Below are 21,562 nucleotides of genomic sequence, written 5' to 3'. Positions count from 1 at the left end.
CGCCCGCACCGGGCAGGGGCGCGGTTTCCGTCCCAGAAGCCGGGACGATTCCGCTGCCGACCGGCACCCGGACTGGGCTGAACGAGTGAAGGCCCTGGTGTCCGGGCCCTAGGGATGCCGGTTGTCGCGCATCGGCCGGTAGTCGTGCTCGCCCGCCGCCCGCCACACGTAGTCCTGGTGCTTCACCGGCGTGGCCCCGAAGTCGTAGGCCCGGTAGCGGCCTGCGGCGTAGTCCAGCCAGCGCTCGAACAGCCGCACGTGCTTGCCGTCGGCGACCAGGATGTCCCCGGCGCGCAACTGCGGGAGCTGGATCGGGTGGGCCACGTCGGCCAGGTCCGGGCTGTCGCCGGGCCGAGGGGTGGCGTAGCTGAACTCCAGCCCCCAGGTCATGGACACAAAACCGGAGCAGTCGGTGCGGTGGAACGGCTGCCGGCACCCACCCAGCGGCCCGCTCCAGTCGATCGCGCGGTACCCGGATCCCGTGTGGTAGCAACGTTCCTGCGAGTAGTGCAGGTTCTGCCGGTACCAGCTCTCCGCCCGAGCCAGCACCCGGTCGCCGAACCCGCTCGCCCGGTCCGAAGCCACCCCCGACCCGTCCCCGGCCATCCCCACCGACAGCCCGGCGACCAGCACCACCACCGCCGCGAACCGCATCCCCCTGCTCCGCCCCATGCCGCCATCCTCACACGGCGCGCTCCGGGGGCTGGGGCTCGGGTGGTCCGGGCGCGACGAGCTCGACCTCGAAGCCGTCCTCGTTCTCCCAGTAGGCGGCGTAGGTCCGCGCCCCACCGGCGTGCGGATGCCGCTCGGGGAAGAGCAAGGTCCAGCCGTGCCGCCCGGCCTCGGCGGTGAGCCGGTCCACGGCGGCGGCGTCCTCGACGTGGAAGGCCAGGTGGTTCAGCCCGGGACGGCAGCGATCGTGCCGGTCGGCGGTCAGCGCGGGGGACTGCTCGAGCACCACGTACGTAGACCCGAGCCGCCAGCTACGACCGCCGTCCCAGCGCTGGAACTCCCGGTACCCCAAGGCTTCCAGCAGCCAGCCGAACGAGCCGACGGCGCGCCGGAGGTCCGGCACCCACAGCTCGACGTGGTGCAGCATCCCGTGTGCAGGTTCGCTCATCCGGAGCCAGGGTAGCGGCCATCCCGGCCTAGCCCAGCCGGCGCAGCACGAACTCGTCGCTGCGCCCACCCCCGAGCAGCACGTCCAGCCGCCCGGCCAGCACGTACGGCCCACAGTGCGTAGCGGCCAGCGTGGTCGGGGCCTTGTCCGCCCACGGCGTGGACGCGGTCACCACCGCGCTCCGCCAGCCGTCAGCGGACCGCAGCTCCACCACCCGGTTCGCCGCGGTGTTGTCCACCGCCAGCAGTCGGTTCCCCGGCCGCACCAGCAACCCATCCGGCTTCCCGATCGGCGCGTCCACGCTCACCAGTTCGAACTTCTCCGGCTCCCGCAACGGAATCCGCACCAGCGCACCCTTGGCCGACAGCGCTCCGACCAAGCCGTGCGGGGTGTGGACGATCCCGTTGAGCCCCCACCCGCTGCCCACCGCCCCCGCCAGCCGCGGATCCCGCACCAGCACATCCGCCCGCCCGTCCGCGGTGACCCGGTACACCGCCCCGGCCAGGGAGTCGGTGACGTAGGCAGTGCCATCCGGTCCAAGCGCGACGTCATTGGCGAAGTTCTGCGTGTCGGGGATGAGCGCCCCCAGGTCGAGGTAGTGCAGCGCGCGTCCGGTGCGCAGGTCGTAGATTCCCAGCCCCGCCAACTGGTTCCTGGTCTCCGGACTGGTCCGATCACCACGACCGAGGTCGGCGTTGGTGACCAGCACCCGGCCGCGTCGCTGGTCCACGGCCAGCCCCATGGTGGTGACCAGGCGCTGGTCGTCCACCAGGGTCACCGCCCGATGGTCAGGACCGACCACCGAAACGGTGCCATGGGTGACCGAGCCGATCAGGAACCGCCCGCGCACCGCGTCATAGGCCACGCCCTCGGGATGGATCGAGGGACCGGTGCCCTGGACGGCGGACGGGCAGTGGGCGGGGGCGGCACCGGCGGGCGCGGCCAGCCCCGCGGTGAGCGTCACGGTCAGCACGACGGCACGCAGCACGGCGGATCCCTTCCTCGGCAACGGGTCCCGGCCAGGCTGCCAGGTGAGCGGCAGTCGGTGCACCCGCCTCACGACGGGTGCCCGGCACAGGCCTGTGCGTCCTTGGTGACTCAGGGCGATTGACACCGTTCGGCCTATCGCCGGTGCTCAGGAGACCTGCCATAGTCGCGTCGCGGTCTTGGCCGCGCGTCTGGGGGCGTAGCCACGTTTGGTCATCTTGGGATCACGTGTGCTTGTTGAGGGTGAGCTGGTTTGTGGTTCGGCCTCGAGCGCTGCCCCATGGATCTGGCTCTAGGAGGGTTGCGTGGGTTCAAAGGCCGCTGATCCGGGTGTTGTGTGCACGGCCTCTTTGCCAGGGCTGGACGTTGTCTGCTCTCGGGCGCTGGCCAAGCCTCGGCCCAGTCAGTTGACGGACGACGTTGTGGGACTCGCTGACGGACGGAGTGCGTATGCCGTGTTCATGCACAGCGCGGAAGACTGGGCGGCCTTCGCGCTGTGGGCTGGGGGCGGCAGGATTAGCTGCGGCAGGGGGGACCGGTTGTGATGGCCAGGCCTGAAATGTCATTCAATGCTCAGGCGGGGCATGGTTGCCTCATTGTTCGAGACAAGAGCAGTGAGGGCGACGTGTCGGGCTGGGATCCAGCGGAAGCGAACTGGTACAAGGCGGGAAGCTCGATCATCTTCGCGGTTCTGCACGGATCGGAAGGCTGGATAGACTGCGAGATTTGGCGGGAAGAGCCGACAAGTCCTTTGCCTGTTCAGATGTTTGACGAGGAGCTAGTGTTAGACACCGGTCAGCTTGTCGTTCATGACCCGAACGAAAGTGTGCAGATGGCGCTTCGTTGCAGGGTTGGTCGAATAAGAGTCATGGTGCTGGTCGATGACTTGGACTTTGCGTCGAAGATCCAGTTGTGTGTGGCTCACTCGACTCGCTAGCCGAATGGCGCGACCACAATCATTGCCAGGTGCTTGAAGGGGCGAGATTGGCGGGGTGGGTGTAGTGGCATCAAGTTGCGACGGTCGGCATTACTTGGCTGGGTTGTGGCGGCCTCGGGATCCAGTTGTAAACGGGAAGAAGTCGATGAGCGGCGAGCGTTCTCAATCTTGGCGGGTCAGACACGCAGAAGCTTGGCTGACGGACTGTTCGGCTGCCTGTGAGTGACGTGGCAAGGCGAGCCCAGCTCGCGCGGTGGAACTGGAAGGTGAGAAAAGCCAGGGAAGCGCTCGTTGCCACGTTCAGTGCTCACGGACGCCAACTGCGAGGTGAATGGTGCGACTTCGCGGAGTCGGATCGGTTGTCCAAGGAAGTCAGTAGCCTCGGTTCGTCTCCTGGGCGGGTCATCCAGCGTTGGACCGTCAAGGAGAGACTCGGCGAGGTTCTGCGATCGTGCGATCTGTCGGCGCTGCGCGGAGAACGGCTTGTCGCTTCGATCCTGGACGGGCCGGATGTGGCCTGGATCGCGGCCTCCCCGGAGGTCGTTCAGTTCGAGCTGATTCCCTCGGCAGTGGAATGGATGGTTGACGGGTTCGTCCTGTACGTGGCCAACAAGGCTTCGCTGCTCAGTGTCGATGTTGAGGAAGTGGCTGGGGTTTCCCGCATCGAGACCACCCTGATAGGGGAGGGGATCGAGCCCATAGGCGCGCACTTGCTGGCGCACGGGCCGAAGCCGCTTCCGATACTGAACTGAGCCGCTCCGGGACAGACCCGCTGGTGGGCCGTGGCGGCGGCCCTCCGGCGAGCCTCAGGCCGCGTCGTCGCCCGCGGTCTCCCTGGGGTCGCAGCCCTGCTCCAGCAGGGAGGCCACCGGCAGGGTGGCCGCGCCGACCGCGACCGCGTCCGGGCCGAGTTGGCCCACCTCGATCGTGGTCTGGCCGTAGGGGTGGCGTAGCGCGTGGGCGGCGGTGGCCTCGCGGATCGCGGGTAGCAACACAGAGCCCAGGGATAGGCCTGCCCAGCCGCCCAGGACTATGCGTTCGGGGTTGAACAGGTTGACCAGGTTGGCGATGCCTGCGCCCAGGTAGCCCGCGGTCTCGTCCAGGACCTTGGCGGCGGTGCGGGAGCGTTCGGCTGCGGCCAGTAGGGCGGCCAGGCTGCTTTGTTCGTCGGTGCCGGGGACGGCTCGGCCGCCGCGGGCCTTTCGGTAACGCTCCAGGATGGCTTCCGCGCCGACGTAGGCCTCTAGGCAACCCCTTGCGCCGCAACGGCATTCCTGGCCGTTGTAGACGATGGTGGTGTGGCCCCACTCGCCGGCGCTGCTGGTGGAGCCTCGGTAGGTGGCTCCGTCGGTGATCACCGCGGCGCCTACGCCGGAGCCGAGCAGGGCGACGACCGCGTGGCGGGCGCCTCGGCCGGCGCCGAACCACAGCTCGGCCTGGCCCTGGGTCTTGGCCCCGTTGTCGATGAACAGGGGGAGCTCTACTCCCTTGGCGCGCAACAGGGTTTCCAGCTCTACGCCGTCCCAGCCGATGGTCTGGGCGTGTACCCGGACGGTGCTGCCCTGTTCCACCGTGCCGGGCACGCCGATGCCCACGCCGAGCACCGTGCCCGCGCTCACCCCGGCGGTGGCCATCACCTCGCGCAGGCCCGAGGCCACCTGGGTGACCACCGCGGCCGGGCGGGGGCGGGAGCTGGGCAGTGGGTGGTCCACCGCGGCCAGGCGAGTCATGCCCAGGTCGAAGAGCTCGACCTTCACGCCGGTCTCGCCGACGTCGATGCCGACCACGTGGGCGTACTCCGGGTCCACCCGGAGCAGCACTCTGGGCCGTCCGCCGTCGGACTCGACCAGGCCCGCCTCGACGATGAGCCGCTCCTCGGCCAGCTCCCCGGTGACGTTGCTGACCGTGGCCGCGCTCAGACCGGTCTGCTGGCTGAGCTCCTGGCGGCTGAGCGGACCGTCGAAGAACAGCTTGGACAGCAGCATGGACCGGTTGCTGCGGCGCAGGTCCCGCACCGTGGACCGTCGTGCCGTCATGGTGGTTTCCTCCCCCCTTGAAACAAGTATGTGAACAACCTCGGCATCAGTGTGGGCCAAACGGGGATCTTCCGCGCCCAGCCACGCCGTCGTGCTTACTTCGCGGCTTAAATTTAGTCGGGATACGTTATGTTCTCGTTATTGACGCGGCCGGGTGCGGCCGGTTGACTGCCTCGCACAAGCTGACCGAGAGAGCGCTTCCAAGGCTCCCTCGGCACACAGTGAGCCGCCATCGACGTCGAAGGAGGATCCATGCGAGTCAAGCGCATCGCGGCCTTGACCCTCGCGGGAATCCTTGCCGCGGTCCTGGCCGCCTGCGGCAGCGGGAACGGCAGCGCCGGGGGCAACCCGGGCGCGGTGCTCAACATCGGCGCGCCCAACGGGCCGCAGCCGGAGAACCACAACCCGTTCCTGGAGACCTCGGCCGCCGGCTCGCTCGGCTACCGGTGGATGATCTACGAGCCGCTGGTCATGCGGAACAAGGCCCGCCCCACCGACCCCGGCAAGGCCTGGCTGGCCAGCAAGTGGGACTGGGCGGACAACTACACCAAGCTCACCATCACCGTGCGCGACAACGTGAAGTTCTCCGACGGCAAGCCGATGACCACGCAGGACGTCGCCTTCAGCCTGGGCCTGCTGAAGAAGCACCCGGCGTTCAACCTGCACGCCATCCCCTACGGCGAGATCACCCCCAGCGGCAACACGGTGACGGTGACCTTCCCCAGGTCCCAGTTCACCAACCAGCTGATGATCCTGGAAGCCGCGGTGGTGCCCAAGCACATCTGGGAGCAGGTCAAGGATCCGGCCCAGGAGCTGAACAAGAACCCGGTCGGCACCGGCCCGTACACGCTGAAGTCCTTCACCCAGCAGACCGTCACGCTCACCGCGCGGGAGAGCTACTGGCAGGAGCTGCCGAAGGTCAAGGAGCTCCGCTACACCTCCTACAACGACAACAACGCGCAGACCACCGCGCTGGCCTCCGGCGCCTCGGAGTGGGCCTTCGTGTTCATCCCGAACTACAAGGCGGTCTACACCAGCAAGAACCCGCAGCACCACAAGCTGTGGTTCCCCGCATCCCTTGGCGTGCACGGCCTGTGGTTCAACACCGAGAAGGCGCCCTACGACAACGCGGCGCTGCGCAAGGCGATCAACCTGGTGATCAACCGCGAGGACATCTTCACCCAGGCCGAGGCCGGGTACTTCTACCCCAAGATCGACAACGTCACCGGCATCCCGACGCCCGGCGGTGAGGCCTTCATCGCGCCGGAGTACCAGGGCAAGACGCTGACCCCTGACGTGGAAGAGGCCAAGCGGATGCTCACCGCGGCCGGTTTCCGCTACGAGGGCAGCGCGCTCATCGACCCGGCGGGCAAGCCGGTCAAGCTCACCATGTCGGTGCCCTCGGGCTGGTCGGACTACGTGACCACGCTGGAGATCATCAAGGACAACGTCTCCGGCATCGGCATCACCGCCACCGTGGACAAGACCAACCAGGACGCCTGGACCGAGGCGGTGGAGGCGGGCAACTTCGAGGCGGTCCTGCACTGGACCGAGGACGGCCCGACCCCGTACCAGGCCTACCGGTACATGATGGACGGCGAGCTGTACAAGCCGCTGGGCACCGGGCAGACCATCGGCAACTACGGCCGCTTCCGCAACGAGGAGGCCACCGCCGCGCTGCGCCAGTACGCCAACGCCACCGACGACGCCGGTCGCACCACCGCGCTGCACGACCTGCAGCGCATCATGATCGAGCAGCAGCCGGTCGCGGTCACCGGCGCGGCCAACGTGGGTGGCATGTACAGCACCAAGAACTGGGTCGGCTGGCCCGATGGCAGCAACCCCTACGCGCCGGCTCAGCCGAGCCTGCGCACCTCACTGGATGTCGTGCTCCACCTCAAACCCGCCTCCTGAGCGGCGCCTGGGAAGGACAGGAGGACTCACGGGTATGAGTGAGGGCACGATTGCCTCGGCTTCCGGCACTACGGCGGTGGTGCTGGAAGCCGAGGACCTGACCAAGCACTTCCCGGTCCGCAAGGGGGCCAGGGAAGTGTTCTCCCGCACGGTGAAGACCGTGCACGCGGTGGAGGAGGTCACGCTGCGCCTGCGGCGTGGCCGGGTCACCGCACTGGTGGGGGAGTCCGGTTCGGGCAAGTCCACCGTGGCCAGGCTGCTGGCCCAGCTGTACCCGCGCACCGGCGGCGCGATCCGGCTGCACGGCGAGCCGGTGACCGTGCGCGGCGGCCGGAAGTTCCGCGCCTACAGCAAAAAAGTGCAGCTGATCTTCCAGGACCCGTTCGCCTCGCTGAACCCGGTGCACACCGTGCGCTACCACCTCGGCCGGGCACTGAAGATCCACGGCAACGGTGGCGCGAACCGGGCCGAGCTGGAGACCGCGCTGCACGAGCTGCTCACCAGGGTCTCGCTCACCCCGCCGGAACGCTACCTGGACAAGTTCCCGCACGAGCTCTCCGGCGGCCAGCGCCAGCGGGTGGCCATCGCCCGCGCGCTGGGCGCGGACCCGGACGCGCTGCTGGCCGACGAGCCGGTGTCCATGTTGGACGTCTCCATCCGGCTGGGCGTGCTGAACCTGTTGCGGGACCTCAAGGAACGGCTGCGGCTGGCCATCCTCTACATCACCCACGACATCGCCTCGGCCCGCTACTTCGCCGATGAGACGCTGGTGATGTACGCGGGCCGGATCGTGGAGGGCGGCGACAGCGAGACGGTGACCCAGCGGCCCGCGCACCCCTACACCCGGCTGCTCATCGACTCCGCGCCCGACCCCGACCGCGGCGCGCACGAGACCGCCGTGCCGGAGAAGGTGGACTCCCTGGCGAAAGCGGGCAGCGAACCGCCGAGCCTGATCACCCCGCCCTCGGGCTGCCGGTTCCACCCGCGCTGCCCGCAGGCCATGGCCCGCTGCGCCAGTGAGGTCCCGCCGCGCTTCGACATCGGCGACACCGACGGGCACTGGGCCGCCTGCTGGCTGTACGCAATGGGCGACCGGGCCGAGGAGCCGCTCACGTGAGGCATGTGCTGCAGCGCCTGGCGTTCTACCTGTTCACCGCGTGGGCCGCGGTGACCATCAACTTCTTCATCCCCCGGCTGATCCCCGGTGACCCGGTCACCTCGCTGCTGTCCCGGCAGCAGGGCGCGATGAGCGCGGAGAACATCCAGTCCCTGTACGTCCTCTTTGGACTCGACGGCGACCAGAGCCTGGTGGCGCAGTACCTGGACTACTGCGCGCAGCTGCTGCGCGGCGACCTCGGCCTGTCCTTCACCTTCTTCCCGACGCCGGTCTCCGACGTGCTGGCGCAGAGCCTGCCGTGGACGGTGATCCTGGTCGGCATCACCACCGTGGCCAGCTTCCTGGTCGGCACCGGACTCGGCGTGCTGGCCGGGTGGCGGCGCGGGTCCTGGGTGGACCTGGTGCTGCCGGTGACCACCTTCCTGTCCTCGGTGCCCTACTTCTGGCTCGGGCTGATCGCGATCACCCTGTTCGCCGGGATCGACGGCTGGTTCCCGGCCTCCGGCGGGTTCGAGGCGGGGCTGGTGCCGGGCTGGGACCTGGACTTCGCAGGCAGCGCGCTCTACCACAGCATCCTGCCCGCGGTGACGATCATCATCTCCTCGATGAGCGGCTGGATCCTCAGCATGCGCAACATGATGGTCACCGTGGCCGCCGAGGACTACGTCACCGTGGCGCACGCCAAGGGCCTGTCGGAGAGCCGGGTCGCGCTCAGCTACGCCGCGCGCAACGCGGTGCTGCCCAACGTCTCCGGCCTCGCGCTCTCCCTCGGCTTCATCGTCGGCGGCACGCTGCTGGTGGAGATCGTCTTCTCCTATCCCGGCGTCGGCTTCCAGCTCTTCCAGGCCGTCGGCGCCAAGGACTACCCGCTGCTGCAAGGCATCTTCCTGGTGATCACGCTGTCCGTGCTGGTGGCCAACCTGCTCGCCGACCTGGCCTACCTGGCCCTCGACCCGCGCACCCGCAAGGAGGGCTGAGCCATGGCCATGCCCACCACCGACCTGCTGGCCGCCGCGGACCTGCCCCCCGAACAGCCCGCGCTGATCGTGGGCAGGCGCCGCCGGTTCCGCTTCGCCGCCAACGCCAAGGTGGCCACCGGGCTCGCGCTGATCGGTTTCTTCGTGCTGCTGGCGGTGATCGGGCCGTGGATCGCGCCCTACGACCCGTCCCAGCGCAGCTCAGCGCTGCTGGAACCGCCCTCGGCCGCGCACTGGTTCGGCACCACGCACATCGGGCAGGACATCTTCAGCCAGGTACTGGTCGGCGCGCGCAGCGTGATCCTGGTCGGCTTCCTGGCCGGGGGAGTGGCCGCGGTGCTCGCGGTGCTCATCGGCGTCACCTCCGGCTACCTCTCCGGCGCGGCGGGGGAGAGCCTTTCGGTGCTGTCCAACGTGTTCCTGGTGCTGCCCGCGCTGCCGTTGGTGATCATCGTGACCGCGACCCTGCCGGGCAGCGGCGACCTCACCGTGGCGCTGGTCATCGGGTTCACCTCCTGGGCCTGGGGCGCGCGGGTGCTGCGCGCGCAGACGTTGTCGTTGCGGCGCAGGGACTACGTGGAGGCGGCCAGGGCCACCGGTGAGACCAGCTGGCGGATCATCATCTTCGAGATCATGCCCAACCTGAGCGCGGTGGTCGCGTCCAACTTCGTCGGCACGGTGATCTTCGCGGTGATGTCGGAGATCACCCTGGCCTTCATCGGCATCTCCGGCATCTCGGAGTGGAACTGGGGCACCATCCTGTTCTGGGCGCAGAGCCAGCAGGCCCTGGCCCAGGGCGCCTGGTGGTGGTTCGTGCCGGCCGGGCTGGCCATCGCGTTGCTGGGCACGGCGCTCTCGTTGCTCAACTTCGGCATCGACGAGTTCGTCAGCCCCCGGCTGCGCAGCTCCGGCGGGCGCCGCAGGCGCACCGCCGACGGCCGCGTGGTGCGGATGCGGGTCGGCTTCACCCCCGTCCTCGGGGAGTCCATTAAGGACGGTGCGCGGTGAGCAGGCCGGTGCTGGAGATCAAGGACCTCAACGTCGACTACGGCCTCGGTGACAACGCGGTGCGCGCGGTGCGCGAGGTCAGCCTGACCCTGCACCGCGGCGAGGTGCTCGGCCTGGCCGGGGAGAGCGGCAGCGGCAAGTCCACCCTGGCCTACGGCCTCACCAGGCTGCTGCCGCCGCCCGGCGTGGTGCGCGGCGGCCAGGTGATCTACCACGACCCCCACGGCGAACCGGTGGACGTCCTGCGCCTGTCCATCCCGGAGCTGCGCAGGTTCCGGTGGGCGGAGACCTCGCTGGTGTTCCAGGGCGCGATGAACTCGCTCAACCCGGTGCACAAGGTCTCCACCCAGCTCACCGACGTGATCAAGGCGCACGACCCCGGCAGCACCGCCCGCTCCCGCCGGGCCCGGGCCAAGGAGCTGCTGGACCTGGTGGGCATCGCGGCCGACCGCCTGGACGCCTACCCGCACCAGCTCTCCGGTGGCATGCGCCAGCGCGTCATGATCGGCATGGCGCTGGCGCTGCACCCGCAGATCGTGATCATGGACGAGCCGACCACCGCGCTGGACGTGGTCACCCAGCGGCAGATCCTGCGCCAGCTCGTCGACCTCCGCGAACGACTCGACTTCTCCGTCCTGTTCATCACGCACGACCTGTCGTTGCTGGTGGAGTTCGCCGACCGGATCGCGGTCATGTACGGCGGACGCATCGTCGAGCAGGCCCCCTCGGCACAGTTGTACCGAGACTCCTTGCACCCCTACAGCGACGGCCTGCTGCACTCCTTCCCCGCCCTGCGCGGCCCGCGCCGGGAGCTGTCCGGCATCCCGGGTTCGCCACCGGACCCGAGGGCGCTGCCCAGCGGCTGTGCGTTCCACCCCCGCTGTCCACGGGCCTTCGACCCGTGCGCGCAACGGGTTCCCGTGCTCGGAGCGCCAGCCGGCAACGCCGGCCGCACCGTGGCGTGCCACCTGCACGCAGGCGACCGAGTTCCGACCTGAGGGAGAAGGAGACAGCGTGGACATCACGACGGCGGCCCCGGCAGGCACCGCGGCGGAGGAGCTGATCCGCACCCTGCCGCAGTCCTTCCGCTGGGGCGTGGCGACCTCGGCCTACCAGATCGAGGGCGCGGCCTTCGAGGACGGGCGGACGGCCTCGATCTGGGACACCTACTGCCGGACACCGGGCATGGTGCACGAAGGCGACCACGGCGACGTGGCCTGCGACCACTACCACCGGATGCCCGAGGACGTCGAGCTGATCCGCTCCCTCGGCGTGGACACCTACCGCTTCTCGGTGTCCTGGCCCAGGGTTCAGCCAGGAGGCGCCGGTCCGGTCAACGCCAAGGGGATCGGCTTCTACGACCGGCTGGTCGACGAGCTGCTGGCCAAGGACGTCGACCCCTGGGTCACGCTGTACCACTGGGACCTGCCGCAGGAGCTGGAGGACGCGGGCGGCTGGCCGGTGCGCGAGACCGCCTACCGCTTCGCCGACTACGCCATGCTGGTCTTCGACAAGCTCCAGGACCGGGTGCGGGACTGGACCACGCTGAACGAGCCGTGGTGCTCGGCCATGCTCGGCTACTACGAGGGCCGCCAGGCCCCCGGGCGGCAGAACTTCGCCGACGCCATCCACGCGGTGCACCACCTGCTGCTGGGCCACGGCCTTGCCACCCAACGGATGCGTGCGGCTGGTAACCCCGAGCACAAGTTCGGCATCACCCTGAACATGGGCACCGCCACCCCGGCCTCGGACTCCATCGAGGACCGCGAGGCCGCCCGCCGGGCCGACGGCCTCGGCGCGCGGATCTACCTGGATCCGTTGCTGCGCGGGCGTTACCCGGCCGACATCGTCACCGACCTGGCCGACCGCGGGGTCGAGCTGCCGGTCCAGGACGGCGACCTGGAGATCATCTCTGCCCCGATCGAGGTGCTCGGCGTCAACTTCTACTCCGGCCACGTCTTCTCCGGCCGGGACGAGCAGGGCAACACCCGCGACGCCCAGGGCAACCCGGTGGACCGGCAGATCCCGCAGGGCAAGCCGGTCACCGCGATGGGCTGGGAGATCGTGCCCGAGCGCTTCACCGAGCTGCTGGTGCGGCTGGGCCGGGACTACCCCGGCGTGCCGATGGTGATCACCGAGAACGGATCGGCCTTTGCGGACGTTCCGGACGCCGACGGCTTCGTCGAGGACACCGAGCGCACCGACTACTTCCGCCGGCACATCGCCGCGGTCGCGGCCGCGCGCGAGCAGGGCGCGGACATCCGCGGCTACTTCGCCTGGTCGCTGATGGACAACTTCGAGTGGTCCTACGGCTACGACAAGAGGTTCGGCATCGTCCGCGTGGACTATGAGACCCAGCGGCGCACGCCCAAGCGCAGCGCGCTGTGGTACCGGGACACCATCCGCCAGGTCCGGTCCGGTTCCTGACGAATGGCCGGTGCGGCAGCCGACCGGGCTGCCGCACCATGGTGTGGTTCTCCCGAGAATCCCGCCGCCACGGGAAACCGCCTTCCCTCACCGCACACTTGAGAGGAACGGTTATGAGAACTGGCTTGAAAGCGCTTACCAGAGCGGGGCTGCCGGTGGTGGTCGTGGCGGGCGCGCTGGTGCTGCCCGCCGGGCAGGCTGGTGCGGCCCCGGTGCGCCACGAGGCGGAGACCGCGACCATCTCCCAGGGTGTGGTGGAGTCCAACCACGCCGGCTTCAGCGGCAGCGGCTTCGTCAACAGTGACAACGTGGCGGGCAGCTACGTGCAGTGGACGGTCAACGCCGCCACCGCCAGCCCGAACGCGGTGCTGTCCTTCCGCTACGCCAACGGCAGCGGGGCGAACCGGCCGCTGGACATCACGGTCAACGGCAACCTGGTCGCCAACGACCTGGCCTTCCCCAGCAACGGCTGGACCAACTACCAGTCGATCACGGTGACCACCGCGCTCAACGCGGGCACCAACACCATCCGCGCCACCGGGGCCACCGCGGCGGGCGGACCCAACCTGGACGCCCTGGACGTGGACACCGCGCCCGCCCCCGGCCGCGGCAACCCGCAGCCGCCCGCCAACGTGAGCACCGGCTGGTCCATCCCGTGGGCGGTGTCCTTCCTGCCGGACGGCCAGTCCGCGCTCATCACCGAACGCGACACCTTCCGGGTGTTCCGGGCCGGGCTCAACGGCAGCAGGACCCAGGTGGGCACGGTGCCCAACAGCACCACCACCGGCGGCGAGGGCGGCCTGATGGGGGTGGCGGTCTCGCCGACCTGGAACGGCGCCGGCGACCAGGACGTGTTCTTCTTCCACACCTCCAACGACGGCGGCGCGCAGGCCAACCGGATCGTGCGGATGAGCTTCAACGGCACCACGCTGAGCAACCGCCAGGTCATCGTCAACAACATCCCGGCCAGCCGCTTCCACAACGGCGGCCAGCTCAAGTTCGGCCCGGACGGCTTCCTCTACGCCACCACCGGCGACGCGCAGAACACCAGCCTGGCGCAGAACCTGGGCAGCGTCGCGGGCAAGGTCCTGCGCTTCACCCGCACCGGCGCCCCCGCGCCGGGCAACCCGTTCAACTCGCTGGTCTACAGCTACGGCCACCGCAACGCCCAGGGCCTGGCCTGGGACTCCGCCGGCCGGCTGTGGTCCTCGGAGCTGGGCAACGTCTCCACCGACGAGCTGAACCTGATCCTGCCCGGCCGCAACTACGGCTGGCCGCAGTGCGAGGGCAACTGCAACGTCAGCGGCATGGAGAACCCGAAGCGGACCTGGACCACCGCCGAGGCCTCGCCCAGCTCGCTGGCCATCGTCAACGACACCGCCTACATCGCCGCCCTGCGCGGGCAGCGGCTGTGGCGGGTCGAGCTCAACGGCACCAGCGCCGGCGCGACCACCAGCCACTTCACCAGCTTCGGCCGCCTGCGCGCGGTGGTGAAGGTGCCCGGTGCGGACGCAATCTGGATCGGCACCACCAACGCCGACGGCAACGGCGGCCAGGGCCCCGGCTCCGACCGCGTTCTGCGGAGTGAGATCCGCTGAGGCGAAGCTGCCGGGCGGGTCCGCCCGTCCGGCAGCGCCGTCAGCGGGCGTGCCGGGCCAGGTCGGCGTGCGAGCCGGTGGGCATGTAGGCGGGCAGGATGGCATCGACGGAGAAGCCGCCGTCGGGGCGGGGGCCCGCGTTGATGGTGCCGCTGACCAGGGCCACCCGCTGGCGCAGGCCGAGCAGGCCGCCGCCGGCGGGCGGGCCGGCGGGGGCGGTGGTGAGGCGGGCGACGGCGGGGGCGGTGTTGCGGATGCTCAGCCAGACCCGGTCCGCGCCGTAGCGCACGTGCACCCTGACCTGGCTGCCCGGCGCGTGCTTGCGCACGTTGGCCAGGGCCTCCTGCACGATCCGGAACGCGGTGCGGCCCACCACCGGCGAGGTGTGCACCGGCGAGCCGTCCTGCACCAGGTCCACCCCGATGCCCACCGACACCGTCTCGGCGACCAGCGCGGACAGGTCCGGCAGCGCGGTCGCCGGCGCCTCCACCGCGGCCTCGCCGTTGGCGCTCTTGGCCGGCAGGGTGCGCAGCACGCCGACCAGGTCGCGCAGCTCGTCCAGGGCGTGGCAGCCCGCGGCGCGCAGGTCCTCGGCGGCCTGCCGGGTGGCCTCGTCGGGGGCGGTCATCCGCAGCGCGCCCGCCTGCAGCACCATCAGGCTCACCCGGTGGGTCAGCACGTCGTGCATCTCCCCGGCCAGCCGGACCCGCTGCTCGGCGCGGGCCTGTTCGGCCAGCAGCCGGGCCTCGGTGTCGGCGTGCCCGGCGCGGTCGGCCTCGGCGCGGGCCAGCGCGCGGCGGGCCAGCAGGTGGCGGCCCAGCAGCACCGGGAGCAGGGTGAGCAGCAGGCCGGTGGCGGCGATGCCCAGGTCCAGCCGCCACGGCTGGGCGGCCAGCACCGCGGCCACCCCGGCCAGCGGCCACCACCACCGCTGCCGGTCGCGAGGGACGGTGAACGCGGCCAGGGCCAGCGCGGCGGCCGGCCAGGGCACGGTGGCCAGGTTCGACGGCAGCAGCAGGCCCGGCACCGCCAGCTCGGCCAGCACCACCCCGGTCAGCCCGAAGGCCACCGCCGCCGGGGCGACGCTGCGGCCCAGCACCAGCAGGCTGGCCACGGCCTGGCCGAGCACCCCAGGCCAGGGGTAGGCGTCGGCCGGCCACCAGAGCGAGCCGAGCAGCGGGGGCAGCAGACCGATGGCGAGGAGGGCGAGCGCGGCCGCCGCGTCCGCGGGACTCGCCCGGCGCGGTGGCCACCATGGCCGGCGTGATGGTGCCTGCACACCGAGAACGGTACTGACTCGACCGTAGGTTCAGGTGAGAGAAACGCCTTTCGGCCCCCTCAAGTCCCTACGAACGATGTCGTTCGTTGCCCCGGGTGCGCCTTTGGTCGCATTCCGCTGCCCGTGCGGGCAGGCCGCGACGGCAGCTGGTCCGGGGACTTACCGGTTTCGGGTCCTGGCGACCCCGCGCACCACACCAGGACGCGAAACCGCAGGTGCAATCGATGTCCCGTCGATCGATGTTACGCACTACGGCCGCACCGGGGAGCGTCCTTTCGGCCCAATCGCCTCCGGCCTGAATAGAAACTGGCCGGTCTACTTTTTCGGCGTGGAAATGCCGCGTTCCACCTCGACGAACCGGCCGGTCTCCGTGCGCAGCTGGGCCAGCAGGAAGGCGCCGAGGCCGACGTCGTCGGTGAGTCCGATGAACGGCAGGAACACCTCGGGCAGCAGGTCGATCGGGGAGATGATGTAGATGATCCCGGCGATCCAGAACAATCGCTTGGACCACGGCGGCGCCGGATAGCGGCGGTCGCGCATCGCGCGCAGCATCCTCGGCAGCGCCCGCGCCCGCTGCACGGTGCTGGGCGAGCCCAGGCCCTTGCGCCTGCGCACCGCGCGCACGATGCCCGCGATCAGGAACAGCCCGCCGAGCACGGTCAGCAGGATGGCCACCGTGGTCGGCTCCAGCCACAGCACCGATGAGGACAGCCGCCAGAAGGCCAGCCCGCCCAGCGCGAGCAGCCCCACCCCGAGAACCAGCACCCGACCTCCCCGACTCCTTGACCGGACAAGGGTTCCCGGTCGCATGATCGCTGAACCAGGTGAACTCTCCGGCGTGTCACCAGGATAGCCCGCAGCGGGCTGGCGCGAGCGCGGCGCGTTTCGCTACAACCCGGTGCCCATGGACCAGACAGCAGAGCCGCCAGCGCCGCCGCACCCCCGTCCACAGTGGATCGGCTGGGCGCTGACCGCGGTCGCGGTGCCCGCGCTGCTGGCCGGTCTTGCCGTGGCCGTGGCCGGGCCGAGGATCGAGCACGAGCTGACCGCCAAGGCCCGTGCCGCGCTGGGTGGGGCCGGGCACCCGGACGCCCAGGTGGCCGCCGTAGGCCGGGGGCTGACCCTCGCCGGGCTGCCAGGGGAGCGGCTGGCCGCGCTGAGCACCATGGTGGCCAACCTGCCCGGCGTGGACTCGGTGGTGGCCCGCGAGCTGGCCCCCACCCCGGTGCTGCTGCGGGTGCGCGACGGCGAGTTAATGGTCTCGGCCACCGGCCACAGCGAGCTGGCCACCCGGCGGCTGCTGGACGCGGTCACCGCCCGCTGTCCCGGCCACCAGGTCACCGACCTGACGCTGACCGCGCACGGCACCGGCCCCGACCTGCCTGCCGAGGAGCTGGCCCGGCTGGCCCAGGCGGCCACCGAGGCCAGGGGCGCCGACCTCACCGTGGCCATCCGGCCCGAGGGCGTGACCGTGCGCGGGGTGGTGGCCGACGCCGACCAGCGCAACACCCTCATCGAACGGCTGCGCACCCGGTGGGCCGGCCCGGTCACCGCCGACGGGCTCACCGTCGGGCCCTCGCCGCTGCCGTCCACTGTGGACATCCGGGCGCTGGACGCCGCGGTCGGCCGGATGGTCGACGGCGCGGGCGGGATCAGCTTCGAGGCGGCCACCGTGCGCTGGGGCGAGGGGCCCGGGCCCCGGCTGGTGGAGCGGATCGGCAGGCTGCTGCGGGTCGCGCCCAAGTCGCTGATCACGGTGACCGCCTGGGCCTCGGAGGAGCAGCCGCCCGGTGTCGACCCGCGCAAGCTGGCCGCCCGGCGTGCCGAGCTCGTGCGCGACCTGCTTGCCGGACAAGGGGTTCCGCGTGAGCTGATCACCACCGTGGCCAGGGTCGAGCCCGGCCCGGAGACCTTCGTCCCGCACCTGCGCCGCGCGCGGGTCGCTGTCAGCTAGGAGCGAAACGATGATGTGGTTGTTCTGGCAGGTCTTCCTGCTGTGCCTGGCCGCCTTCCTCACCGGCGGCCTGCTGAGCTGGCTGCTGCTGGTGCGCCCGCTGGCCGAGCGCCGGGAGCAGGCCCCGGTGGTCGACGAGGTGGTCGAGGTGCTGCCGCAGAGGGTGGAAACCGTGCTGCCGCAACCGGAACCGGCCGCCGAGGTCATCCTCGGCTCGGTCAAGGGCAACACCCGCACCAAGCGCTACCACACCCCGGACTCGCCCTACTTCAACCGCACCAAGGGCGACATCTGGTTCGCCTCGGCCGCCGAGGCCGAGCAGGCCGGTTACACCCCGGGCGTGGTCCGCCGCCGCACCGCGGTGCCGTCCTAACGAGCGCTCTCCGGCTGCACCACCTGGCCCAGCACCACCCGGAACAGGTCCCGGTCCACCGTGCTGGGCTCGGCGGCCAGCCACTGCCCGATCTCGGCGATGAACTGCTCGGGACTCATCGGCGGGGCGGCCACCTCTGGCGCCTCGCCGGTGGTGATCTCCCCGGCCCGGTTGGGGTAGAGCACCAGCACCCCGCGCACCTCCACCTCGGGCAGCAGGTCGCGGAAGGCCTCCACGCCCTCGGGCAGCCTGGTGCCGCCGCCGCGGTAGGGGTGGCCGTTGCGGCGCAGGGCGCCGGTGTCGTCGGCGGTGTAGTGGCCGGGCAGCCACAGCTTCGACTCGATCAGCACCAGCCGCCGCCCGCACAGCACGGCGTGGTCGATGTCGGCGAACACCGAGTCCGGCCAGGCCAGCCCGTGGAAGATGCGCACCCCCGGCAGGCGGGTCAGGTAGCGGCCGAGCAGCCGCGCGGTGAGCTGCTCGGCGACATCGCCCTCCTCAGCGCCGGGCCGGCCGAACACGGTGCGGATGCCGAACTCGGCGGTGAACTCCCGGTCCGCGCGGCCCGCCGCCAGCTGCCCGCGCCACAGGTGCAGGGTGACGCCGGTGACCCCGGCGAAGACGGCCAGCCACAGGCCGATCAGCCACACCGAGCCGGTCAGCACGGGCAGCAGCACCCACATCGCCAGCCAGGCCGCCAGCGCGCCGAACGCGGGCCCGTGGCCCGGCCCGGTCGGCGGCACCAGGCGCACCCGCTCCACCGGGTCGACCTCGGGCCACCACGGGATGGTGTCCGGGTCCAGCCGCGGCATGGCCGGGGTGAACTCGGGGTCGGGTCCGAAGGTGCGGGTCTTGCGCGCGGCGCCGGTGCGCGGCCACGGCCTGGCCCGCTGCCGGGTGCCGCGGCGGGGCGGTTCCGGGGCGTCGACGGTGACCTCGATGTCGGACTCGTCGATCCAGTCCTCGGTCTCGTCCCAGTCGTCCTCGTCGTCCTCGCCGCGGTCGTAGTGGGCCCGCCGGTCGGGGTCGTTGAGCGTCTCGTAGGCCTCGCGCAGCAGCCGGAACGAGCCCGAGGTGCCACCGGCGTCCGGGTGCATGACCTTGGCCAGCGCGCGATAGGCGGTCTTGATCTCCGCCGCGGTCGCGGTCCGGCCGACGCCAAGCAGCTCGTAATAGTCGACCGCGCCCACGATCCCGCCCACCTTCCGTGTCTGCGCGAACACCCTATGGGGTGCCCGCGGAAGATGATCACCCGCCTCCACCCTGCGGGCCGGAGCGGAAGGAGTGATAAGCGATCCGTATTTCGACCAGTGTTCTGCATATACCCGAGCGCGAAAGGCCACCCTTCCTCTAACGTGATAGCCGACACACACGAAAGGCGGTAACCGACATGATGGAACAGGTCCGAGAACGCGCCGAGCCCGCGCCCAGGGTCGGGCTCCCGGTGCAGGCCGAGCGCCAGAGCAGGTCGCGCCAGGTGGCCGGGAGCCCGATCCCGCAGTGGCTGCTCGACGACGAGACCTTCGAGCCGCACATTGTGCGCGGACTGGACTGACTCGTTTCGTAATAACGTCCCGGTCTCGACGACCCCTCCGAGATCCGGGCCCACAGTTTTACCTTCCCCGACCGGGTGATTTCCGGAGTGGACGGCATCGAGGCGCTGACGCGGTGATCCCGCGAACAGCGCCGCGCCACCACACCGTTGAGGCCCGACCCGGTCCTGGGAGTCCTCCCTCAGCTCACCGCCGAGCGCGTGCCGTTGGTCTCGCGCAACGTGCGCATGGCTTCGGCGAGGGCGGCGGCCTGCTCGGACCCGAGCGGGGTGAGCACGGTGCGGCGCAGGTTGTCCGCACCGGCCCGGCGGGCCGCCGCCGCCACTTCTTCCCCGTGCTCGGTCAGCACCGCGTAGGTGACCCTGCGGTCGCTCTCGCAGGGTTCCCGGCGGATCAGTCCTGCCTTGACCATGCGGTCGGCCACCTTGGTGAACCCGCCGCTGGTGAGCGCGGCCTCGGTGGCCAGCCTGGTCATCTGCATCCGGTGCCCCTCGGAGCGGATCAGCCGGAGCAGGATGTCGAAGGGGGCCGGTTGCAGGCCGAACTTCTCCGCGATCTCGCTCATCAGGCGGTCCTGGGTGGCCAGGTAGCCCTCGATCACCAGGCCCCACCAGGTGATGATCTCGTCATCGGCGATCTTGTCCGGCTCGGTCATGCCGCCAGCATAGCCATGCACCCCTTCCGGGGAAACTTCTTGCGAGGAAGATAACCGCGGCGTAGCGTCTCCGGCATGAGCATCCAGACCAGCGGGCTGCACCACGTCACCGCGATCGGCGGCGACCCCCAGCGCAACGTCGAGTTCTACCTGCGCGCACTCGGTCTGCGCCTGGTCAAGACGACGGTCAACTTCGACGACCCCGGCACCTACCACCTCTACTACGGCGACGGCTCCGGCCGGCCGGGCTCGCTGATCACCTTCTTCCCGTGGAAGGACGCGCCCCTGGGCAAGCACGGCACCGGGCAGGCGACCACCACCTCCTTCTCCGTGCCGGAGTCCTCCCTGGGCTGGTGGCGGCAGCACCTGGCCGAGGCAGGCGCGCCGGTCAGCGAGATCAAGGGCCGCGACGGCGAGGAAGCCCTGCTCTTCCGCGATCCGGACGGCCTGGAGCTGTCCCTGGTGGCGCACCCGCAGGAAGACCCGCGCGATCCCTGGGACCACGGCCTGGTCCCGCCCGAGCACGCCATCCGCGGCCTGCACTCGGTGACCCTGTCCGTCACCGCGGAACAAGCCACCGCGGGCACCCTGACCGAGGACCTCGGCCTGCGCTTCGTCGGCCAGGAGGGCAACCGGCTGCGGTTCGAGGCCGGGGACGGCGGTCCGGGGTCCCTGGTCGACGTGCTGGTGCGTCCCGGGGACGAGCGCGGGCTGGTCGCGGTCGGCACCGTGCACCACGTGGCCTGGCGGGTGCCGGATGAGGCCACCCAGGTCTCCTGGCGGGACGAGTTGCTCGACCGGGGCGTCCGGGTCACCGAGATCCTGGACCGGCAGTACTTCCGGTCCATCTACTTCCGCGAGCCCGGCGGCACCCTGCTGGAGGTGGCCACCGACGGCCCCGGCTTCGCTGCCGACGAGCCGCTGCTGGAGCTGGGCCGCGCGCTGAAGCTGCCGCCGTGGCTGGAGCCCAGCCGCGAGCAGATCCAGCGCGCGCTGCCGAAGCTGGAGATCCCGGCGTGAACCTGACGCACCAGTTCCGCGAGGGCGACCCGGCCGCGCCGGTGCTGCTGCTGTTGCACGGCACCGGCGGCGGCCCGGCGGACCTCCTGGGCCTTGCCGAGCACCTGAGCCCCGGCGCGGCCACCCTCGCGCCGCTGGGCCCGGTGTCCGAGCACGGCATGGCCCGCTGGTTCCGCCGCCTGGCCGAGGGCGTCTTCGACCACGAGGACGTGCGCAGGCGCGCGGGCGAGCTGGCCGAGTTCATCGTGGCGGCCAAGGAGAAGTACGGGCTGGGGGAGCGGCGGCTGGTCGCGGCCGGCTTCTCCAACGGCGCCAACATCGCCGCCGCGGTCACGCTGCTGCACCCGGAGGTGCTGCGCGAGGCGGCGCTGTTCGCCGCGATGAGCCCGCTGCCCGAGGACCCGGGCACGGATCTCACTGGCAGCAGGGTGTTCCTGGCCAACGGCACAGCTGACCAGATGGCGCCACTGGACTCGGTGGACCGACTGGAGGCGACGCTGCGGGCACGCGGCGCGGAGGTCACCGCCTTCCGCCACCCAGGCGGCCACCAGCTCACCCTGGAAGCGGCCCAGGCTGCGGCCGACTGGCTCAACGCCTGAGATGATTC

Annotated in this window: 23 protein-coding genes; 15 read left to right on the top strand and 8 right to left on the bottom strand. The window is 70.8% G+C overall.

The features are described from left to right. Window positions 1-108: 108 nt before the first annotated feature. The 3 genes from ACWDY5_RS36875 to ACWDY5_RS36865 are packed head-to-tail and all read right to left on the bottom strand — an operon-like array spanning window position 109 to window position 2,108. On the bottom strand, window positions 109-672 hold the full coding sequence (locus tag ACWDY5_RS36875) for a hypothetical protein (protein ID WP_449726759.1): 564 nt from the start codon (window positions 670-672) through the stop codon (window positions 109-111). A 10-nt stretch (window positions 673-682) separates the two neighbouring features. Continuing rightward, window positions 683-1,120: a VOC family protein gene (locus ACWDY5_RS36870; RefSeq protein ID WP_449726758.1), complete on the bottom strand. Its 438-nt coding sequence runs from the start codon at window positions 1,118-1,120 to the stop codon at window positions 683-685. 28 nt (window positions 1,121-1,148) lie between these two features. Next, window positions 1,149-2,108 carry a hypothetical protein gene (locus tag ACWDY5_RS36865; RefSeq protein WP_449726757.1) on the bottom strand — a complete coding sequence of 320 codons (960 nt, stop codon included), beginning with the start codon at window positions 2,106-2,108 and terminating at the stop codon, window positions 1,149-1,151. 304 nt (window positions 2,109-2,412) lie between these two features. Here ACWDY5_RS36865 and ACWDY5_RS36860 point away from each other — a divergent pair, with 304 nt between their 5' ends. The 3 genes from ACWDY5_RS36860 (at window position 2,413) to ACWDY5_RS36850 (ending at window position 3,796) form a co-directional block, all read left to right on the top strand. After that, window positions 2,413-2,652 (top strand): DUF6928 family protein, encoded by a 240-nt coding sequence (locus tag ACWDY5_RS36860; protein WP_449726756.1) that lies wholly within the window; start codon window positions 2,413-2,415, stop codon window positions 2,650-2,652. Further along, window positions 2,652-3,044 (top strand): hypothetical protein, encoded by a 393-nt coding sequence (locus tag ACWDY5_RS36855; protein ID WP_449726755.1) that lies wholly within the window; start codon window positions 2,652-2,654, stop codon window positions 3,042-3,044. The genes ACWDY5_RS36860 and ACWDY5_RS36855 overlap by 1 nt, the downstream gene beginning before the upstream one ends. A gap of 359 nt (window positions 3,045-3,403) precedes the next feature. Further along, complete coding sequence (locus ACWDY5_RS36850; protein WP_449726754.1) at window positions 3,404-3,796, top strand: hypothetical protein; 393 nt, start codon at window positions 3,404-3,406, stop codon at window positions 3,794-3,796. 54 nt (window positions 3,797-3,850) lie between these two features. Here ACWDY5_RS36850 and ACWDY5_RS36845 read toward each other — a convergent pair whose 3' ends face one another. Continuing rightward, on the bottom strand, window positions 3,851-5,080 hold the full coding sequence (locus tag ACWDY5_RS36845) for an ROK family transcriptional regulator (protein ID WP_449726753.1): 1,230 nt from the start codon (window positions 5,078-5,080) through the stop codon (window positions 3,851-3,853). Between the two features lie 252 nt (window positions 5,081-5,332). Between ACWDY5_RS36845 and ACWDY5_RS36840 the strand changes: the two genes are divergently transcribed. The 7 genes from ACWDY5_RS36840 (at window position 5,333) to ACWDY5_RS36810 (ending at window position 14,121) form a co-directional block, all read left to right on the top strand. Then, window positions 5,333-6,994 carry an ABC transporter substrate-binding protein gene (locus ACWDY5_RS36840; RefSeq protein ID WP_449726752.1) on the top strand — a complete coding sequence of 554 codons (1,662 nt, stop codon included), beginning with the start codon at window positions 5,333-5,335 and terminating at the stop codon, window positions 6,992-6,994. A gap of 34 nt (window positions 6,995-7,028) precedes the next feature. Continuing rightward, on the top strand, window positions 7,029-8,111 hold the full coding sequence (locus ACWDY5_RS36835) for an ABC transporter ATP-binding protein (protein WP_449726751.1): 1,083 nt from the start codon (window positions 7,029-7,031) through the stop codon (window positions 8,109-8,111). Next, window positions 8,108-9,088, top strand: coding sequence for an ABC transporter permease (locus ACWDY5_RS36830; protein ID WP_449726750.1), 981 nt, complete (start codon window positions 8,108-8,110; stop codon window positions 9,086-9,088). The genes ACWDY5_RS36835 and ACWDY5_RS36830 overlap by 4 nt, the downstream gene beginning before the upstream one ends. Window positions 9,089-9,091: 3 nt before the next feature. Continuing rightward, entirely contained in the window at window positions 9,092-10,096 is a 1,005-nt protein-coding gene (locus ACWDY5_RS36825) for an ABC transporter permease (protein ID WP_449726749.1), read from the top strand. Beyond that, window positions 10,093-11,094, top strand: coding sequence for an ABC transporter ATP-binding protein (locus tag ACWDY5_RS36820; RefSeq protein ID WP_449726748.1), 1,002 nt, complete (start codon window positions 10,093-10,095; stop codon window positions 11,092-11,094). Before ACWDY5_RS36825 ends, ACWDY5_RS36820 begins: the two co-directional genes overlap by 4 nt. 22 nt (window positions 11,095-11,116) lie before the next feature. Then, a complete protein-coding gene (locus tag ACWDY5_RS36815; RefSeq protein ID WP_449726769.1) occupies window positions 11,117-12,523 on the top strand; it encodes a GH1 family beta-glucosidase in 1,407 nt (468 codons plus the stop codon). A 113-nt stretch (window positions 12,524-12,636) separates the two neighbouring features. Then, the gene (locus ACWDY5_RS36810; RefSeq protein ID WP_449726747.1) at window positions 12,637-14,121 is read left to right on the top strand and encodes a PQQ-dependent sugar dehydrogenase; all 1,485 of its coding nucleotides are present in this window, start codon (window positions 12,637-12,639) and stop codon (window positions 14,119-14,121) included. Window positions 14,122-14,161: 40 nt separating this feature from the next. Here the strand turns inward: ACWDY5_RS36810 and ACWDY5_RS36805 are convergent, their stop codons facing one another. Both ACWDY5_RS36805 and ACWDY5_RS36800 read right to left on the bottom strand, forming a co-directional pair. After that, window positions 14,162-15,400: a sensor histidine kinase gene (locus ACWDY5_RS36805; protein ID WP_449726746.1), complete on the bottom strand. Its 1,239-nt coding sequence runs from the start codon at window positions 15,398-15,400 to the stop codon at window positions 14,162-14,164. Between the two features lie 315 nt (window positions 15,401-15,715). Continuing rightward, a complete protein-coding gene (locus tag ACWDY5_RS36800; RefSeq protein ID WP_449726745.1) occupies window positions 15,716-16,165 on the bottom strand; it encodes a YkvA family protein in 450 nt (149 codons plus the stop codon). A 139-nt stretch (window positions 16,166-16,304) separates the two neighbouring features. Between ACWDY5_RS36800 and ACWDY5_RS36795 the strand changes: the two genes are divergently transcribed. Together ACWDY5_RS36795 and ACWDY5_RS36790 are read left to right on the top strand one after the other, a co-directional pair. After that, window positions 16,305-17,354, top strand: a complete 1,050-nt coding sequence (locus tag ACWDY5_RS36795; RefSeq protein ID WP_449726744.1) for a hypothetical protein — start codon at window positions 16,305-16,307, stop codon at window positions 17,352-17,354. Between the two features lie 10 nt (window positions 17,355-17,364). Continuing rightward, window positions 17,365-17,727, top strand: a complete 363-nt coding sequence (locus tag ACWDY5_RS36790; RefSeq protein ID WP_449726743.1) for a sunset domain-containing protein — start codon at window positions 17,365-17,367, stop codon at window positions 17,725-17,727. On the opposite strand, the gene ACWDY5_RS36785 is transcribed toward ACWDY5_RS36790, so the two are convergent. Beyond that, window positions 17,724-18,929 (bottom strand): J domain-containing protein, encoded by a 1,206-nt coding sequence (locus ACWDY5_RS36785; RefSeq protein ID WP_449726742.1) that lies wholly within the window; start codon window positions 18,927-18,929, stop codon window positions 17,724-17,726. The two genes, ACWDY5_RS36790 and ACWDY5_RS36785, sit on opposite strands and share 4 nt — an antisense overlap. A 188-nt stretch (window positions 18,930-19,117) precedes the next feature. On the opposite strand from ACWDY5_RS36785, the gene ACWDY5_RS36780 reads away from it, so the two are divergent. After that, window positions 19,118-19,282, top strand: a complete 165-nt coding sequence (locus ACWDY5_RS36780) for a hypothetical protein (RefSeq protein ID WP_449726741.1) — start codon at window positions 19,118-19,120, stop codon at window positions 19,280-19,282. Window positions 19,283-19,461: 179 nt separating this feature from the next. Here ACWDY5_RS36780 and ACWDY5_RS36775 read toward each other — a convergent pair whose 3' ends face one another. After that, the gene (locus tag ACWDY5_RS36775) at window positions 19,462-19,935 is read right to left on the bottom strand and encodes a MarR family winged helix-turn-helix transcriptional regulator (RefSeq protein WP_449726740.1); all 474 of its coding nucleotides are present in this window, start codon (window positions 19,933-19,935) and stop codon (window positions 19,462-19,464) included. Window positions 19,936-20,010: 75 nt separating this feature from the next. On the opposite strand from ACWDY5_RS36775, the gene ACWDY5_RS36770 reads away from it, so the two are divergent. Together ACWDY5_RS36770 and ACWDY5_RS36765 are read left to right on the top strand one after the other, a co-directional pair. Continuing rightward, window positions 20,011-20,955 carry a ring-cleaving dioxygenase gene (locus tag ACWDY5_RS36770; RefSeq protein WP_449726739.1) on the top strand — a complete coding sequence of 315 codons (945 nt, stop codon included), beginning with the start codon at window positions 20,011-20,013 and terminating at the stop codon, window positions 20,953-20,955. Further along, complete coding sequence (locus tag ACWDY5_RS36765; RefSeq protein ID WP_449726738.1) at window positions 20,952-21,554, top strand: alpha/beta hydrolase; 603 nt, start codon at window positions 20,952-20,954, stop codon at window positions 21,552-21,554. Before ACWDY5_RS36770 ends, ACWDY5_RS36765 begins: the two co-directional genes overlap by 4 nt. The last annotated feature ends 8 nt before the right edge of the window (window positions 21,555-21,562 follow it).

The organism is Crossiella sp. NPDC003009, from assembly GCF_053591555.1.
Note: the sequence above shows the minus strand (reverse complement) of the source record. Positions and strands in the feature narration are given on the sequence as shown.